This is a genomic window from Kitasatospora sp. NPDC036993, assembly GCF_055607525.1.
Genome location: NZ_JBVJRP010000002.1, coordinates 112,252 through 128,529 on the forward strand (window position 1 = coordinate 112,252; position 16,278 = coordinate 128,529).

The 16,278-nt window shown below is 74.0% G+C and carries 11 protein-coding genes; 6 read left to right on the top strand and 5 right to left on the bottom strand.

Annotation, left to right across the window (positions count from 1 at the left end):
• Positions 1-146: 146 nt before the first annotated feature.
• Together ACZ7C5_RS03925 and gdhA are read right to left on the bottom strand one after the other, a co-directional pair.
• A complete protein-coding gene (locus tag ACZ7C5_RS03925) occupies positions 147-1,022 on the bottom strand; it encodes an AraC family transcriptional regulator (RefSeq protein ID WP_401087909.1) in 876 nt (291 codons plus the stop codon).
• Positions 1,023-1,139: 117 nt separating this feature from the next.
• Positions 1,140-2,531: an NADP-specific glutamate dehydrogenase gene (gene gdhA / locus ACZ7C5_RS03930; RefSeq protein ID WP_401087911.1), complete on the bottom strand. Its 1,392-nt coding sequence runs from the start codon at positions 2,529-2,531 to the stop codon at positions 1,140-1,142.
• A 361-nt stretch (positions 2,532-2,892) separates the two neighbouring features.
• Between gdhA and ACZ7C5_RS03935 the strand changes: the two genes are divergently transcribed.
• Positions 2,893-3,522: a GTP cyclohydrolase II gene (locus tag ACZ7C5_RS03935; protein ID WP_401087913.1), complete on the top strand. Its 630-nt coding sequence runs from the start codon at positions 2,893-2,895 to the stop codon at positions 3,520-3,522.
• A gap of 165 nt (positions 3,523-3,687) precedes the next feature.
• Here the strand turns inward: ACZ7C5_RS03935 and ACZ7C5_RS03940 are convergent, their stop codons facing one another.
• The 3 genes from ACZ7C5_RS03940 to ACZ7C5_RS03950 all read right to left on the bottom strand — a co-directional run bounded on the left by ACZ7C5_RS03940 (position 3,688) and on the right by ACZ7C5_RS03950 (position 10,484).
• Complete coding sequence (locus ACZ7C5_RS03940; protein ID WP_470321907.1) at positions 3,688-7,245, bottom strand: protein kinase domain-containing protein; 3,558 nt, start codon at positions 7,243-7,245, stop codon at positions 3,688-3,690.
• Positions 7,246-7,468: 223 nt separating this feature from the next.
• Positions 7,469-9,586 (bottom strand): putative bifunctional diguanylate cyclase/phosphodiesterase, encoded by a 2,118-nt coding sequence (locus ACZ7C5_RS03945; RefSeq protein ID WP_401087919.1) that lies wholly within the window; start codon positions 9,584-9,586, stop codon positions 7,469-7,471.
• A gap of 91 nt (positions 9,587-9,677) precedes the next feature.
• Positions 9,678-10,484: an SAM-dependent methyltransferase gene (locus ACZ7C5_RS03950; protein ID WP_470321908.1), complete on the bottom strand. Its 807-nt coding sequence runs from the start codon at positions 10,482-10,484 to the stop codon at positions 9,678-9,680.
• A 248-nt stretch (positions 10,485-10,732) separates the two neighbouring features.
• On the opposite strand from ACZ7C5_RS03950, the gene ACZ7C5_RS03955 reads away from it, so the two are divergent.
• From ACZ7C5_RS03955 to egtC, 5 genes are all read left to right on the top strand, one after another.
• Positions 10,733-11,218 (top strand): SRPBCC family protein, encoded by a 486-nt coding sequence (locus tag ACZ7C5_RS03955; protein ID WP_470321909.1) that lies wholly within the window; start codon positions 10,733-10,735, stop codon positions 11,216-11,218.
• Between the two features lie 12 nt (positions 11,219-11,230).
• On the top strand, positions 11,231-12,487 hold the full coding sequence (locus ACZ7C5_RS03960; protein WP_470321910.1) for a MalY/PatB family protein: 1,257 nt from the start codon (positions 11,231-11,233) through the stop codon (positions 12,485-12,487).
• Between the two features lie 263 nt (positions 12,488-12,750).
• Entirely contained in the window at positions 12,751-14,040 is a 1,290-nt protein-coding gene (gene egtA, locus ACZ7C5_RS03965) for an ergothioneine biosynthesis glutamate--cysteine ligase EgtA (RefSeq protein WP_401087927.1), read from the top strand.
• Positions 14,037-15,488 carry an ergothioneine biosynthesis protein EgtB gene (egtB, locus tag ACZ7C5_RS03970; RefSeq protein WP_470321911.1) on the top strand — a complete coding sequence of 484 codons (1,452 nt, stop codon included), beginning with the start codon at positions 14,037-14,039 and terminating at the stop codon, positions 15,486-15,488. The genes egtA and egtB overlap by 4 nt, the downstream gene beginning before the upstream one ends.
• A complete protein-coding gene (egtC, locus tag ACZ7C5_RS03975) occupies positions 15,488-16,237 on the top strand; it encodes an ergothioneine biosynthesis protein EgtC (protein ID WP_401087930.1) in 750 nt (249 codons plus the stop codon). The genes egtB and egtC overlap by 1 nt, the downstream gene beginning before the upstream one ends.
• The last annotated feature ends 41 nt before the right edge of the window (positions 16,238-16,278 follow it).

Here is a 16,278-nt window from a genome sequence, read left to right on the forward strand (position 1 = left end):
GGGACAGGCAGGGGCGAACGGACGAACAGATGACAGCTGACAGATTTCGAAATCTGTCAGCTGTCATCTGTTATCCGTCATCTGTCAGCTGTCATCTGTCAGCCGTCGCCCGCCGGTCCCCGACGGCCGGTCACCGGCGACCGCCGTCAGCCCCGCGCGGCCCTCGCCACCGGGATCCACAGCTCCGCCTCGGCATCGCTCGTCCCCGGGACGGGCCGGGTCCGGAGGATCTCCGGGCCGGGCCGCGCCTCGTACGGGTTGGACGGGAACCACTGGGCGGCCACGTCCCCCCACATCTCCTGCAGGGCCTGCGGGAACGGTCCGGTGTTGGTGAACACCGCCCAGGTTCCGGCCGGCACGTCGAGAACGTCCAGGCCCGCCGGGACGACGACGTCCTCGCGCGCCACCACCGCGTGCCAGTAGTCGAGTTCGGACCCCTCTTCGCGGTTCGGCGAGAAGTCGTCGCTCACCGACACGATGCCGTCCGGCTCGTCCCCGGACAGGGCGGCGATCCGCTGGACCGTCTCCGCTTCGAGCCCCTTGATGAACTCGGCGATCCCCGGGTTGATCCCCAGGTAGATCAGGGTGACCCGGGCCTTCCTGCCGACGATCCGGAAGTCCGGCTTCTCGACGATCCGGTATTCCATGCTGCTGCTTCCCTCCACGATGAGTCGGAAGGACATCCGGGGCTGCGAGACGAGCACCGCACCGTCGCGCCGGGCCTCCCCGGGTCCGACGCCGTGCATGGCCCGGAACGCCCGGGCGAAGGCCTCACCCGAGGAGTAGCCGTACCGGACCGCGATGTCGAGCAACGTCCGCCGGTCGTCCAGGACTTCCGCCCCGGCGACGGTCAGCCTCCGGCGCCGGACGTACTCCGACAACGGCATCCCGGCGAGCATCGAGAACAGCCGCCGGAAGTGGTACTCCGACGTCATCGCGATCCGCGCCAGCCCGGCCACGTCGACCTCACGGTCCAGGTCCTGCTCGATCCGGTCCATCGCCCGGTTCAGGTGCTCCAGCACGTCGACCCCGTCCTTCCCTTACCGACATCCACCGTAGGAAGGACTCACCCTGCCGCACCCGACAATCGGTGCCCGCTCCGGTCGGGCACCGATCGCCGGGTGGCGGCGGTCAACGGCTCAGATCACGCCCTGGGCCAGCATCGCGTCCGCGACCAGCTCGAAGCCGGCGATGTTCGCGCCGACCACGTAGTTGCCCGGGTGGCCGTAGCGCTCGGCGGTGGTGAAGCAGGAGTCGTGGACGTGCTTCATGATCCCGGCCAGCCGCTCCTCGGTGTGCTCGAAGGTCCAGGAGTCGCGCGAGGCGTTCTGCTGCATCTCCAGCGCGCTGGTCGCGACGCCGCCCGCGTTCGCCGCCTTGCCCGGGCCGAAGGCCACACCGGCCTCCTGCAACACCCGCACCGCCTCCGGGGTGGTGGGCATGTTGGCGCCTTCGGCGACCGCCAGCACCCCGTTGCGCACCAGGGCGAGCGCGTCGGCCTCGGTCAGCTCGTTCTGGGTGGCACAGGGCAGCGCGACGTCACAGGGCACGCTCCACACCCCCGGGCCCTCGACGAACCGGACGTGGCTGCCGCGCAGTTCGGCGTACTCGGAGACCCGGCCGCGCCGGACCTCCTTGACCTCCTTGAGCAGCGCGAGGTCGATGCCCTTCTCGTCCACCACGTAGCCGGAGGAGTCGGAGGCGGTCAGCACCGTCGCACCGAACTGCTGCGCCTTCTCGATCGCGTAGATCGCGACGTTGCCGGAGCCGGAGACGACCACCCGGCGCCCGTCCAGGCTCTCGCCGCGGCTGTGCAGCATCTCGGCGGTGAACATGACGCAGCCGTAGCCGGTGGCCTCGGTGCGGACCTGCGCGCCGCCCCAGCCGAGGCCCTTTCCGGTGAGCACGCCGCTCTCGTACCGGTTGGTGATCCGCTTGTACTGGCCGAAGAGGTAGCCGATCTCCCGGCCGCCGACGCCGATGTCACCGGCCGGAACGTCGGTGTACTCGCCGAGGTGGCGGTACAGCTCGGTCATGAAGGACTGGCAGAACCGCATGATCTCGGCGTTCGAACGACCCTTGGGGTCGAAGTCGGAGCCGCCCTTGCCGCCACCGATGGGCAGACCGGTGAGCGCGTTCTTGAAGATCTGCTCGAACCCGAGGAACTTGACGATCCCGAGGTTCACCGACGGGTGGAAGCGCAGCCCACCCTTGTACGGGCCGAGGGCACTGCTGAACTCCACCCGGAAGCCGCGGTTGACGTGGATGTCGCCGGAGTCGTCGGTCCACGGCACCCGGAACATCAGCTGCCGCTCGGGCTCGCAGATCCGCTCGATGATCCGGGCGTCGAGGAGTTCGGGGCGGTGGGCGAGCACCGGGGCCAGGGTCTCCAGCACCTCGTGGACGGCCTGGTGGAACTCGTTCTCGCCCTGGTTGCGGCGGATCACGTCCGCGTAGAGCGCCGCTATCGCGCGCTGCTCGGCGGCGAAGTCTGCGGACGAGGAGGCGGGGGTGGCGGGGGTCGTCGGCATCTGATCAGGACCCTTCCGTGGTCGTCGATGGACTTGCGCAGTGCTCCCGTGGGCCGGGGGGACGTGCCCAGGGAACGGTGGAAGTCTCGCAGTGTCCACACCCCGGTTTCCGCACCATCCACATGCTGGAAGCCCTGGTGGGAACGGACGGGGCTGGTGGGGCCCTGTGGACCTCCGCAGTCGGGCCCGGTCCCACCGGCCCCTAGTTGTTCAAATTGGAACTACCTAGTACGGTCGATCTCCGACCCACCACGATCCGTCCGGGTCCGATCGACCCCACCTCGATCCGGTACGCCCCGGTCCGGCTCACATCCGACCGTTCGCCCCGGTTCGTCCACCACCGATCCACGGAGGCCCACCCATGCCGCAGCCCGGCTCCGCCACGGTGCGCTCGCGTGTGCGCATCCCGCTGACCTTCCCCGACGGCTTCCGCGCCGAGGCGGAGGTCTTCACCTTCCGCGGCCTCGCCGACGGCGCCGAGCACCTGGCGCTCGCGCTCGGTACGGCCCCCGAGGGCGGGACGCCACTGGTCCGGCTGCACTCCGAGTGCCTGACCGGCGACGTCTTCGGCTCGGACCGCTGCGACTGCGGGCCGCAGCTGCGCGAGTCGGTGGAGCGGATCAGCGAGGCCGGCGGGTACTTGCTCTACCTGCGGCAGGAGGGCCGCGGCATCGGGCTCTACAACAAGCTGGACGCGTACGCCCTCCAGGACTCCGGCCTTGACACGTACGACGCCAACACCGCGCTCGGCCTGCCCGAGGACGGCCGGGACTACACCGCCGCCGCCCAGATGCTCGCCGCGCTCGGCGCCACGGACATCGACCTGCTGAGCAACAACCCCGACAAGGCGGCGCAGCTGGCCGAGCTGGGGGTGGCGGTGCGGCACCGGGTGCCGACGGGCGTGCACCTGTCGGCGAGCAACATCCGCTACCTGCGGGCGAAGGCGGAGCGGACGGGGCACACGATCGAGCTCTCCCGGCTGGTCGGCTGAGCGGTCGTACGGTCCCGCGGCCGGCGGACCGCACGGTCGGCCGACCGCTGCCGGACGTCCGACGGCAAGCGACGGCTGACAGATGTCAACCAACAGATAACAGCTGACAGATTTCGAAATCTGTCAGCTGTCAGCTGTTATCTGATACCTGTCAGCCGCCCGCCGTCACCCGCGCCCGGCCCGCCCCCACACCGTCCGCAGCCCCCCGTACACCGCCAGCGGCAGGGCCACCAGCAGCGCGGCCCAGAACGCCCCGTGCCCCCACACCTCGGCGATCGCCCGGAACAGTCCCTCGAACACCGGGATCCGCAGCGCCTCGACCGGCCCGAGCGGGCCCGGCCACGCCCCGAGGAACAGGGTGGCCGGGATCCAGAGCACGAACAGGACCCGGGCCGTGGCCGGCGTCCCGAGGGTGCTCACCAGCGACACCACCGCCAGCAGGAGGACGAACCCGGCCTGGTAGGCCGCACCGGTCTGCCCCGTCCCCCAGGAGTCGGGCGTCCGGTGCACCCCGGTGGCCGCCAGCCGGACCTCGACCGCCGCCCACAGCAGCAGCACCAGCACCGCCGTCGTCCCGAGCGCGAACCGCACCCGGTCGCGCGCCCCCGCACCGCCCGTCCCCCACCGGCCGGACGAGCTGCTCCGCACCCGCTCAGCCCCGACCCCGGCACCAGCCCCCGCGCCGGCGGACGCGGACGACCGCGCCACGTTGCGCGCGTCCAGCCGCCGCCAGGCCTCCCGGACCTCCCTGCGGGCCTCCTGGGCGGGCTTCAGCAGCCGCCCGGCTCCCCGCTCGATCAGCGCGAGCCCCGCCACGATCGCCACCACCGCCGCGATGCCGGCCCAACTCCCCATCCCGCCCTCGAACATGACCACCCGCTCGGCCACCGGCTGCGGCGTCTCCAGCGCCGTCATCGGCGGTCCGAGCCGCAGGTAGCCGATCGCGAAGGCCCCGGCCCCGGTCAGCAGCACCGTGCCGACGCCCACCCGGGCGGGGAAGAAGGCGAGCACGGCGGCCGCGACGAAGCCCGCACCGAGCTGGCCGACCACCTGCCGGGCCGCCTGGTCGCCGGCCGTGCGCAGGTGGCCCCCGAAGGCACCGGTGGGCGAGATGTCGAGCTTCTCCCCCGCCTGGACCGGATGGCGGAGCACCGCCCCCGCCCACGACAGCAGCCCGAAGGCGAGGAGCAGCAGCACGACGGCCCCGGCCCGGCGTGGCAGCGCGGTGCGGGCGTGCGGCCACCAGGCCGCCAGCCGGCCCCGCCAGTCCACCGGCGGCCGGCGGCGCCGGTTGAGCCACAGCCGGGCCAGCCTCCCCTCCCGCCGTACCCCGGGCTCGGCCCCGGACCCGACACCGGGCTCGGCCCCGGGCTCGGAGCGTTCGGGCCGTCCCCGGCCACGCCGCCGCAGCGCCTCCGCCGCGACCAGGGCCGCCCGCCCGCCCGGCTGCGCCGGGTCGGCGCCCACCGCCCGGCGCCGGAGCGCGGACCAGCGGCGCCGCACCACGTCCCGGGGCGTGGCGGCCGCCGGGTCGGGGGCCGGTCGGCGGGCCACCGTCCGTACGGCACCGCGGGCGCCCGTGCCCGCCGTGAGCGCCCCGTCCACCACGGTGGCCGCGACCACGGCGGCGAGTTCCGACACCCGCGCGGGCAGCGGCAGCCGGTGCAGCGCGGCGGGCAGCGGTGAGAGCCGGCCGAGCAGCCGCCGGCGCTCCTCGGGCCGGATGCTCAGCCAGACCGCCTGCCGGTGCGCCTCCTCGCGCTCCTCCGGGCTGAGCCCGTCACCGCCGCGCCGGCCGCCGCCGACGGTGCGGGCCAGCCGGTCCACCTCGACCAGCACCTCGGGCAGTCCGGCCAGCGCGAGCAGCCGCGAGCAGTGCTCGCCCGCGCACTCGGGGTGGAAGCAGTCGTAGCGGGCGGCCACGGCAGGTCCCCCGCCCCGGACGAGTTCGTCGATGAACTCGGCACCGTCCGGCTCGGTGACCACGCGTTCCAGCCCGGTGGTGTCGATCGGACGGTCGCGGTAGTGCGGGACGGCGGACGGCGCGAAGGCGGCGCCGAGGGCGAGCACCGCGACCGCCGCCACGGACTCGCGCCGGGAGCCCGGCGACCTGGCCACGTCGGAGAGGTAGTGCAGATCGAAGCTGGTGTCCTCGACCTCGTCCCGCAGCCAGTCGCGCAGCCGCTCCGCTCCCCCGGTGGCGAGCCAGCGCGCCGCCGCGGCGGAGTTCCTGAGCAGCCCCTCGGTCAGCCGGACCGGATCGGTGAAGGGGTTGCCCAGGAAGGTGACCGGCCGGTGCACCCTGGCCTGGGTCTGCGGCCGGCGGCGGACCACCTCGGGGGTGCCGCCGGCCAGCCAGCTGCGGACCTGCGGCGCGGTCCAGCGGTCCTCCGGCATCTTGGTGAACAGCCCCTGGAGGAGCAGCAGTTGGCGCGGGTCGCGGACGGCGCCGAGGTCCACCTCCTCGCCCATGACCAGTTCCAGCTCCAGCTCCTGGTCGGCCGGGCGCTCGCCGTCCGCGCCGACGAAGCGGGGGCGGCCGACGAACAGTTCGTACAGCACGTTGCCGAGCCCCCACCAGGGCCCGGCCTGGTGGTTCTTGCCGGCCAGCTGCTCGGGGGCCATGTAGGCGACGGTCACCATCATCGCCGAGGTGAACCGGCGGCTGTCGGTGAGCCGGTCGACGCCGCCGAAGTCGGCGATCACGAACTCGCCGGACCCACGGCCGGGGCGCACCAGGATGTTGGCGGGCTTGAAGTCCAGCGGGTTGCGCTTGATCCGCTGCTGCCAGAAGTCGAGCAGGGCGACGAGCTCGTAGACGATCTGCTCGGTGGTCCGCCGGTCACCGTGCCCGCCCTCCCGCCACAGCGCGGCGACGTACGCGGCGAGGGTGGTCGGCAGGTACTCCATGGCCACCCAGTCGACCTGGGCGCCGTGGTGCCGGACCCGCCCGAAGTCGATCAGGTGCGGGACGTGCCGGCGGAAGCCGTCGTTGCGCAGGTGGACGAGCAGCTCGTGGTCCATCGGCTGACCTGCGACGGCGACCTTGACGGCCGCGTCGCCGTGCCCGTCGGTGCGCCGGACGTACCAGACGGTGCCCTCGGAGCCGGCCCCGGCCCGGCCGAGCGGGATGAAGCGGTCCCGCAGGGCGTCCGGGAAGACTCCCTCGAAGGGGCCCTCGGCGCCGGGGAAGTCGCCGAACCCGGCCTCAGGGCCGCCCGGCCCTGCGTGGACTCCCCCGCCGGACCCTGCGTCTGGGCCACCGGCCGGGCCCGGGCTGCCGACCGGAGCGGGGCCGCCGGGCCCGATGCTGTCCTGCCAGGAGGACGAGCCCGCCCCCGCCCCGGGCCGGACGACCTCGGTCGCCGCCTCCGGGCCGACGCCTCCCGGAGGGCCGGGGCGTGCCGGCCGGACCGCCGTCGGAGCCTGCGGGTCGAAGCGCGGCCCGGAATCGGGCCTGCGCCGCGTGGCCGCCGCCGGGTCGAAACGCGGCGCGGCCGCGGGCACCCGCCGGGTCGCGGCCTCCGGGTCCACCCGGGCCGGCGGGACGGAACCGAGCCGGGACGACCGGCCCGGTACGGCGTCGGACGCCCGCCACCGCCCCCGCGACCACCGCTCCACCCTGCTCCGCGGCAGGTCGCCCGGCTCGGCCCCGGCGACCGACCGGGGTCTCGGCCCGCCCCGGCCGCCCTCCGCCGGATCCGCGCCCTCCGTCGTGCCCATGCGACGCTCTCCTCCCCCGCTGCCCGGACCGGCGCGGGGGCCGCGACCACGGGCGCGCCGGTGCCGGGGTGGTGTTCGACGCGCCATCATCCCCCATGGCGGGCACGGGTGTCGGCCGCTTTCCCGGATCAGGACCGACCTGCCGCAGGACCGATACCGAAGGCCCCGTCCGCGACGGGGGACGAGGCCTGAGCAGGACCCGAGCGGGAGCACGGGCAGGCCTTCAGCGCTCCTCGACCGGGCGCCCCTTCGGCTCCTCCACGACGCGCCGGGCGATCTCGTCCGGCCGCACCGGGCGGCCGAAGTGCCAGCCCTGCGCCCAGTCGCAGCCCATGGTCCGCAGCCGCTGGGCGTCCCGGTGGGTCTCCACGCCCTCGGCGGTGACGGTCAGACCGAGTGCGTGCGCCATCGACACCAGTCCGCTGACGATCCGCCACCCGGTGGACTCGTCCTTGCCCGGTTCGTGCAGGTCGCCGACGAAGGAGCCGGCGATCTTCAGCCCGGAGACCGGCAGGTCACGCAGGTAGGCGAGGTTGGACCAGCCGGTGCCGAAGTCGTCCACGGCCAGCGACACGCCGAGGTCGACCAGCCCGTGCAGGGTGCGCAGCGCCTCGTCCTCGGGCCCGACCACGGTCGACTCGGTGATCTCCAGCTGCAACCGGGCCGGGTCCAGCCCGGTGTCGTCGAGGATTCGGGCGAGGTCGGTGACCAGCGCGGCGCTGCGGGCCTGCCGGACCGCCAGGTTGACGTTGAGCTGCGGGGCGGCGTCCCCGAACCGCTTGATCCAGTCCGCGGCCTGGCCGCAGGCCTGTTCCAGCACCCAGCGGCCGAGCGGCATGATCAGCCCGGTCTCCTCGGCGGTGGTGACGAACTCGTCCGGGCCGAGCACGCCGAGCTGCGGGTGGCGCCAGCGCACCAGCGCCTCCACGGCGGCCAGCCGGCCGTCCGCGAGGCGGTAGAGCGGCTGGTAGTCGATGAAGAACTCGCCGCGGTCCAGGGCCGCCGGCATCCGCACCGACACCGCGTAGCGGCTGACGGCGCGGGCGTTCTCCTTGGGGTCGAACAGCGTCCAGCGGCCGCGCCCGGCCTCCTTGGCCCGGTACAGCGTGAGGTCCGCGGCCCGTACGGCGGCGCCCGGGGTGGTGGTGGACACCCGCCGCTCCAGCACGCCGACGCTGGCGCCGACGGCGAGCTTGTGGTCACCGATCAGCACCGGCCCTGACAGGGCCTTGAGCACGGTCTTCGCGGCGGCCACCGCCTCCTGCTCGCCCCGGCACTTCTCCAGCAGGACGACGAACTCGTCGCCGCCGAGCCTGGCCACCAGGTGGCCGAGCGGGGTGAGGGCGGCCTTGAGCCGGGCGGCGACGGCGGCCAGCAGCTGGTCGCCCATGTCGTGGCCGAGGCTGTCGTTGACCACCTTGAAGCCGTCGAGGTCGACGTAGCAGAGGCCGAAACGGGCGCCCGGCTCGGGCTCCTCGAACAGCTTCTCCAGCCGCTCGAAGAAGGCCGAGCGGTTGGGCAGGCCGGTCAGCGGGTCGTGGGTGGCCTGGTAGCGCAGCCGCTCCTGGAGCCGGTACCGGTCGGTGACGTCCTCCAGCATCGCGACCTGGTACTGCGGGATGCCGTCGTCGTCGCGGATCAGCGAGACGGTCAGGTGGGTCCAGACCACCTCGCCGTCCTGGCGGTAGTACGGCTTGTCGAACTGGAAGTAGTCCCGTTTGCCACTGATCAGCTCCTCGTACGCCTCCCACACGCCCGGGGCGTCCTCGGGGTGCACGAGATCGCCGACCCGGCGGCCGATCATGTCCTCCGGGCCCGCGCCGAACAGCTCCTGGAGGGCCTTGTTGACCGCCATGATGTTGCCGTCGGTGTCGCCGATGCCGATGCCGATCGCGGCGCTCTCGAACAGTGCCCTGAACCGGGCCTCGGACGCGCGCAGCGCCCGTTCGGCCTCCTTGCGGGCGGCGTCGGCGGCGGTGCGGATCGCCTCCTGCTCGTTCAGCGTGCGCTCGCGCAGGGCGCCCGCCCAGCCGGCCGCGAAGGCGCCGGTCAGGGCGGGGCCGCGGTCGTCGTGGACGGGCTGCGCCTGGAGCAGCTCGACCGCCCTGGCCAGCAGCACCGGGTCGGTGAAGTGCGCGTCGACCAGTTCGGCGCCGGCCTGTGCGGCCAGCCGGGGCTCGAACGGGTCGTCCTCCTGGGCCCGGTGCAGCAGCGCGGCGGTGCGCGCGACCAGCCGGCCGAGCAGGCCGGGGTGGACGGCGATGCCGTGGTCGGCGGAGAGCAGCCGGGCCCAGTCCTCGTGGAACCGCTCCGCGTCGCCGCGCACCGGGGTGGTACTCATCTGCTGAACCTGGTTCCTCTGGTGCACGCGCCGGTTCCGGCGGCCGCCGCGCGGGGCGTGCGGCCGTCGGTGCCTCGTCCGTCGCGTCCGCTCAAGGGCGGATCCCCACGCCAGCCACCCCGGTCATCCGCTCGGGGTGCTCGCCGACCGTACCGGGCTGGTCCGGGCGCCACTGCGGCAGGTAGACCACGCCCGGTTCGACCAGCTCGAAGCCGGAGAACATCGCGGTGATCTGCTCGTGGGTGCGCATGGTCAGCGGGGTGGGCGTCATCCGGTAGAGCTTCTGGTGGTCCTCGGCCTGGTCGGGGCGGCCCTCCAGGGAGGCGTGCGAGAGGACCAGCGCGCTGCCGGGCGGGAGGGCGTCGCGGATCGTCCCGATCAGCTTCCACGGGTCCTCGTCGTCGCTGACGAAGTGCGCGACGGCGACCAGCAGCACGGCCACCGGCTCCCCGGCCGCGAGCAGCTCGGTGACCTCGGGGCGGGCCATCAGGTCGGCGACGTCGCGCAGGTCCGCCTGGACGACGTCGCTGTCCGGGTCGTCCTCCAGCAGCAGGCGGCTGTGCGCGACGGCGACCGGGTCGCGGTCCACGTAGACGACCTTCGACTCGGGGCGGATCGCGCGGGCGATGTCGTGCAACGCGCCGAAGGTCGGGATGCCCGAGCCGATGTCCAGGAAGCGGGTGATGCCCTGCTCGGCGAGGAAGGTCACGGCGCGACGCAGGAAGGCGCGGTTGGAGCGCATGATCTGGGGCAGCTCGGGCCACAGGGAGATCGCCTTGCGGGCCATCTCCCGGTCGACCTCGAAGTTGTGTGAGCCCCCCAGGTAGTAGTCGTAGACCCGCGCGGCGTTCGGTTTGTCCAGGTCCGTACCCTCCGGTACCCAGTTCGGTCGCCGCATGCCTGTGACTCCTTCACTCCGGTTTATGGGGCCGCAGCGCCCTGAGGGTGCTGCTGTGACTGATGAGACTACAAGCACAGAAGATCCTCCTCCGCACCCCGAACGGGTGCAAGCGGAGTGCACCCTTCCTGGCGGGCGGGCGTTTCCGGAACGTTCACCTCCGCTCCGGGCCCGGGTCGCGGACCAACTCGGCAACGGCCCACCAGCGTTCGGGCCTCGGTCCGGCCGGGCCGGACTAGGGTGGGGACGTGGACCCGAACCACTACCGATTCCGGGGCGTCTGGCGGCTCGCGGCTCCGGCATCCGCCGTGTACGCGGCGCTGGAGGACGTGCAGGGCTATCCGCGGTGGTGGCCGGAGATCCGCGAGGTCCGGCGGACCGGCGCGGACTCCGGGGACGTGGTGGTGCGCGCGCTGCTGCCGTACCGGCTGGTGATCGGACTGACGGCGACCCGGCGTGACCCGGCCGCCGGAGTGCTGGAGGTGGCCATGCGGGGCGACCTGGACGGATGGTCGCGGTTCACCGTGACGGCGGACGGACAGCCGGGCGGGGCGGGCGGGACGGGCCGCGGGGGCAGTCGGGTGCTGTTCGAGGAGGACACCCGGCCCGGCAAGCCACTGCTGCGCCGGCTGGCCCTGCCGCTGCACCCGCTGTTCCGGGCCAACCACGCGGTGATGATGTGCCGGGGACGGCGGGGGCTCGCGGCGCACCTGGCGGAGCGGGGTGACAGATGAGCGGGGTGACAGATGACAGACGACAACTTTCAGCGAACAGATGACAGATTTCGAAATCTGTCATCTGTTCGCGGCGCACCCCGACCCGCCCCCGGACCCGCCCCCGCCCCTGCCGTCCCTGCCGGCACCCCCGCCGGCACCCCCGACTTCGGCTTCGACGCCCCCTTCGACCGCACCGGCACCGGCAGCAGCAAGTGGGCCCGCGCGGACGCCCCCGGGGTGATCCCGATGGGCCTCGCCGACATGGACCTGCCCGGCCCGCCCGCCGTCGCCGAGGCACTGGAGCACCGCGCCCGCCACCGCGCGTACGGCTACACGGTCTGCGACCCGGCCGGCCGCTTGCTGGTGGCCGACTGGTACCGCACCCGGCACGGCGCCGCGGTGGACCCGGACTGGGTCCTGCTGCTGCCCTGCGGCCCGCGCACCGCCCTGCGCGTCCTGCTGGAGGCCGTACGGCCGCAGGCCCCCGTCCTCTTCCCCACTCCCGAGTGGGGCGGCTTCGCCCAGCTCTGCCGCGCGGCCCGCCTCCCGTACCGCGACCTGCCGCTGCACCTCGGCCCCGGCGGGTACCGGCTCCCGCCCGGTCCGCTCCCCCGCCCGGCCGCGGCCCTGCTGCTGAGCAGTCCGCACAACCCCTCCGGCCGGGTGTGGCCGACCGGATCGGTGCGCGACCTCGCCGCGCGGGCGGCGGAGAGCGGCACGCTGCTGGTCTCGGACGAGGTGCACGGCGACCTCACCCACCCCGGCCACCCGCACCCCGTCGCCGTCACCACCGCCGACCCGGCGCACCGCCACCTCGTCGTCACCCTGAGCTCCGTCGGCAAGACCTTCAACTGCTCCGGCATCCCCAGCAGTTTCGCGCTCGTCCCCGACCCCGGGCTGCGGGCCCGGTTCGCCGAGGCACTGGCCGGCTACGGCCTCTGGGAGGGCGGCCTGCTGGAACAGACCGTGCAGCAGGCGGCGCTGCGCGAGGGCGGCCCCTGGCTGAACGCGCTGCTCGCCCACCTCTCCGCAGCCCGCACCCGCCTGACCGACCGGCTGGGGCCCGCTGTCCGCTCCGCCCCGCAGGCCTCCTACCTGCTCTGGCTGGACGCCTCCGCACTCGGCCTGCCGCCCGCCGACGCCCGCCGGGCACTGTTGGAGCGCTGCGGCCTGGAGGCCTCCGACGGCGCCGACTTCGGCCCCGGCGGCCGGGGCTCGCTGCGCCTGAACTACGCCCTCCCCGGCCCGGCGCTGACGACCGTCCTGGCGCGCCTGGAGCGCCTGTGACCCCGGCACATGCCCCGGCCGGACGCCGCCCGTTCCCCACCCGCCGACCGCCGGAAAATCCCCGTTCTCACCCGTTCGCCACACCCCTGACCTGCAAGAACGAACGTTCACACGATTTTTGCGGGGCGCCCCCGCATGCTCCGTAGCAGACTGGGCAGGAAGACCGGGCCGCAATCGTGATCCCGAGGATGGTGAGTCCGGTGATACCGGTATCCCGCACCACTCCGCCCGACCGGCAGAGCACGCCACCACCCCCCGCGGGGGTGACCCCGTTGACCGAATCGGGGGCGCGCAGCCACGTGTCGGGCGTCTGTTTCAAGATCGGACCTCCCCGCCTGGTCGGGGTGGAGGTCGAGTGGTTCGTCCACGACGACCGATGTCCGACCCGACCCGTACGGCCCGAACTGCTCCACGCCGCACTGGAGTCGCTGCCCCTCGGCGGCTCGGACGGCACCTCGCTCCCCTCCGGTTCGCGTCTCACGCTCGAACCCGGCGGACAGGTAGAGCTCAGCTCCCCGCCCGCCACCGGCCTCGTGGCCTGCGTCGAGGACACCCGACGCGATCTGACCGCCCTGCGGGCCGCCTTCGCGGCGCAGGGCCTGCGACTCACCGGCACCGGGACGGACCCACTGGCCCGCCCCCGAGAGATGGTGCTGGACCACCCCCGCTACCTCGCGATGGAGCGTTTCTTCGACTCCGCCGGGCCCTGGGGCCGGATCATGATGACCGGTACCGCGTCCGTGCAGGTGTGTCTGGACGCCGGTGAGGCCGACGGCGCGCACGCGGTCGAGCGCCGCTGGCGGCTGGTCCACCGGCTCGGCCCGGTACTGGTCGCCGCCTTCGCCAACTCCCCCGTCCTGGACGGCCGTCCGACCGGCTACCGGTCCACCCGGCAGACCGTCTGGTCCCGGATGGATCCGACCCGCACCCTCGCACCCGAGCCCGACCACGGCGATCCGCGCGAGGCCTGGGCACAGTACGTGCTGGATGCCCAAGTGCTGTGCGTACGACGGCCCGAGGGCCTGCCCTGGACGGTGCCGGCCGGACTGACCTTCCGCGACTGGATCCGCGGCGGAGGCGAACGCCCGCCCACGCTCGACGACTTGGACTACCACCGCACCACCCTCTTCCCGCCGGTGCGCCCACACGGCCACCTGGAGCTGCGGATGATCGACGCCCAGCCCGGGGACGGCTGGACGGTGGTCACCGCGCTGGTCACCGCGCTGCTGGACGACCCGGTGGCCGCCGACGCCGCGCTGGCCGCGGTGGAGCCGCTGGAGTGCGCGGGCGGTCCACGCCCACCGCGCAGCGAGGCCTGGCACCGGGCCGCCACCCTCGCGATGGCCGACCCCGAGCTGCGCCGGGCCACCCTCGCCTGCTTCGCCGCCGCCGACGCCGCGCTGGGCCGCCTGCCCGGTGCCGGGCGGCTGCGCGCCGCCGTCGCCGACTTCGCCGAGCGCTACCCCGCGCGCGGCCGCTGCCCGGCCGACGACCAGCTGGACGCCCTGCGCTCCGGCGTCCGACCCACGCCCCCGGAGGAGGCCTCATCATGACCGACGTCCGACCCCACGGGGGTGCCGGGGCAGGCAGCACGGACCGCACCGGCGCCACCAGCGCCACCGGGTCGATCGGGTCGATCGGGTCGATCAGCGACATCGACGGCATCAGCGACATCGGCGGCCTCGACAGTGTCGGCACCGAGGCCCTGCGCGAGAGCATCGCCGCCGAGCTGCTGGCCGCCCGCGCCCGGACCGCCGCGCTGACCGACTGCGTCGACGAGGGCGATCTCACCGCCCAGCACTCCCCGCTGATGTCCCCGCTGGTCTGGGACCTCGCGCACATCGGCAACCAGGAGGAACTCTGGCTGCTGCGCAACGTCGGCGGCCGCGATCCGATGCACCCGGAGATCGACCCGCTGTACGACGCGTTCCAGCACCCGCGCGCCGAGCGCCCCAGCCTGCCGCTGCTGCCGCCCGCCGAGGCCCGCGCCTACGCCCACGACGTCCGCGGCCGGGTGCTGGACCTGCTGGCCGCCAGCCCGCTGGAGGGCGCGCCACTGCTGGAGGCCGGGTTCGCGTTCGGGATGATCGCCCAGCACGAGCAGCAGCACGACGAGACCATGCTGATCACCCACCAGCTCCGCAAGGGGGAGCCGGCCCTGGCCGCGCCCCCGCCACCGCCCGCACCCGCCGACGCCGCCACCCTGCCCACCGAAGTCCTCATCCCCGCGGGCCCGTTCACCATGGGCACGGACACCGAACCGTGGGCGCTGGACAACGAGCGCCCGGCGCACGCCGTCGACCTGCCGGCCTTCCTGCTGGACACCACCCCGGTCACCAACGCCGCCTACCAGCGCTTCATCGCGGACGGCGGCTACGACGACCCGCGCTGGTGGAAGCCGGAGGGCTGGGAGCACCGCCGGCGCGCCGACCTGACCGCCCCGCTGTTCTGGCACCTCCAGGACGGCCAGTGGCTCCGCCGCCGCTTCGGCACGGTCGAGCCGGTCGAGCCGAACGAACCGGTGCTGCACGTCAGTTGGTACGAGGCGGACGCGTACGCCCGGTGGGCCGGGCGGCGGCTTCCCACCGAGGCGGAGTGGGAGAAGGCCGCCCGGTACGACCCGGCCACCGGCCGTTCCCGCCGCTACCCCTGGGGCGACGGGCCGCCCGGTCCCGAGCACGCCAACCTCGGCCAGCGGCACCTGCGCCCGGCCGGTGCCGGAAGCTATCCGAAGGGCCAGTCCCCGTACGGTGTCCGGCAGTTGATCGGTGACGTGTGGGAGTGGACGGCGAGCGACCTCCGCGCCTACCCGGGCTTCCTGGCCTGGCCGTACCGGGAGTACTCGGAGGTGTTCTTCGGACCCGAGTACAAGGTGCTGCGCGGCGGCTGCTTCGCGGTGGCGCCGGTCGCCTGCCGGGGCACCTTCCGCAACTGGGACTACCCGGTCCGACGGCAGATCTTCGCCGGGTTCCGCACCGCGCGCGACCTGGAGACCAGCTGATGTGCCGTCATATCGCCTACCTGGGCGTGCCAGTGGCGCCCAGGGAGCTTCTGGTGCATCCGCCGCACGGGCTGTACCGGCAGTCCTGGGCGCCCCGGGTCCAGCAGTACGGAACGGTCAACGTGGACGGCTTCGGCCTCGGCTGGTACGCGGACGGGGACGAGGTGCCCGCCCGCTACCGCCGGACCGGACCGATCTGGGCCGACGAGACCTTCGCCGACCTGGCCCGGGTGGTCCGGACCCGGGCACTGCTGGCCGCCGTCCGCTCCGCCACCGAGGGCTGCGCGGCGGGCGAGAGCGCGGCCGCGCCGTTCACCGCCGACCGCTGGCTGTTCAGCCACAACGGAGCGGTGACCGGCTGGCCGGGCAAGCTGGACGCACTGGCCGCCCTGCTGCCCCCGGCCGAACTGCTGGACCTGGAGGCGCGCACCGACTCGGCGCTGCTGTGGGCGCTCACCCTGCACCGGCTGCGGGCCGGCGCCGGACTCGGCGAGGCACTGGCGGGCACCGTCGCGGACGTCGCCGCGCACACCACCGGGCGGCTCAACCTGCTGCTCACCGACGGCACCGCGATCGCCGCGACCACCTGGGGCGACACCCTCCACCACCGCACCCTGCCCGGCCTGGGCACGGTGGTGGCCTCCGAGCCGTACGACGACGCACCGGGCTGGACGCCGGTGCCGGACGGTTCGCTGCTGCTCGTGGACTCGCGAGGCGTCACCACGGGCCGGATTCCCGGCCGCGACTGACCTCACTCTCCCTTCAACTCCTGAACAGAGGAACCACCCCG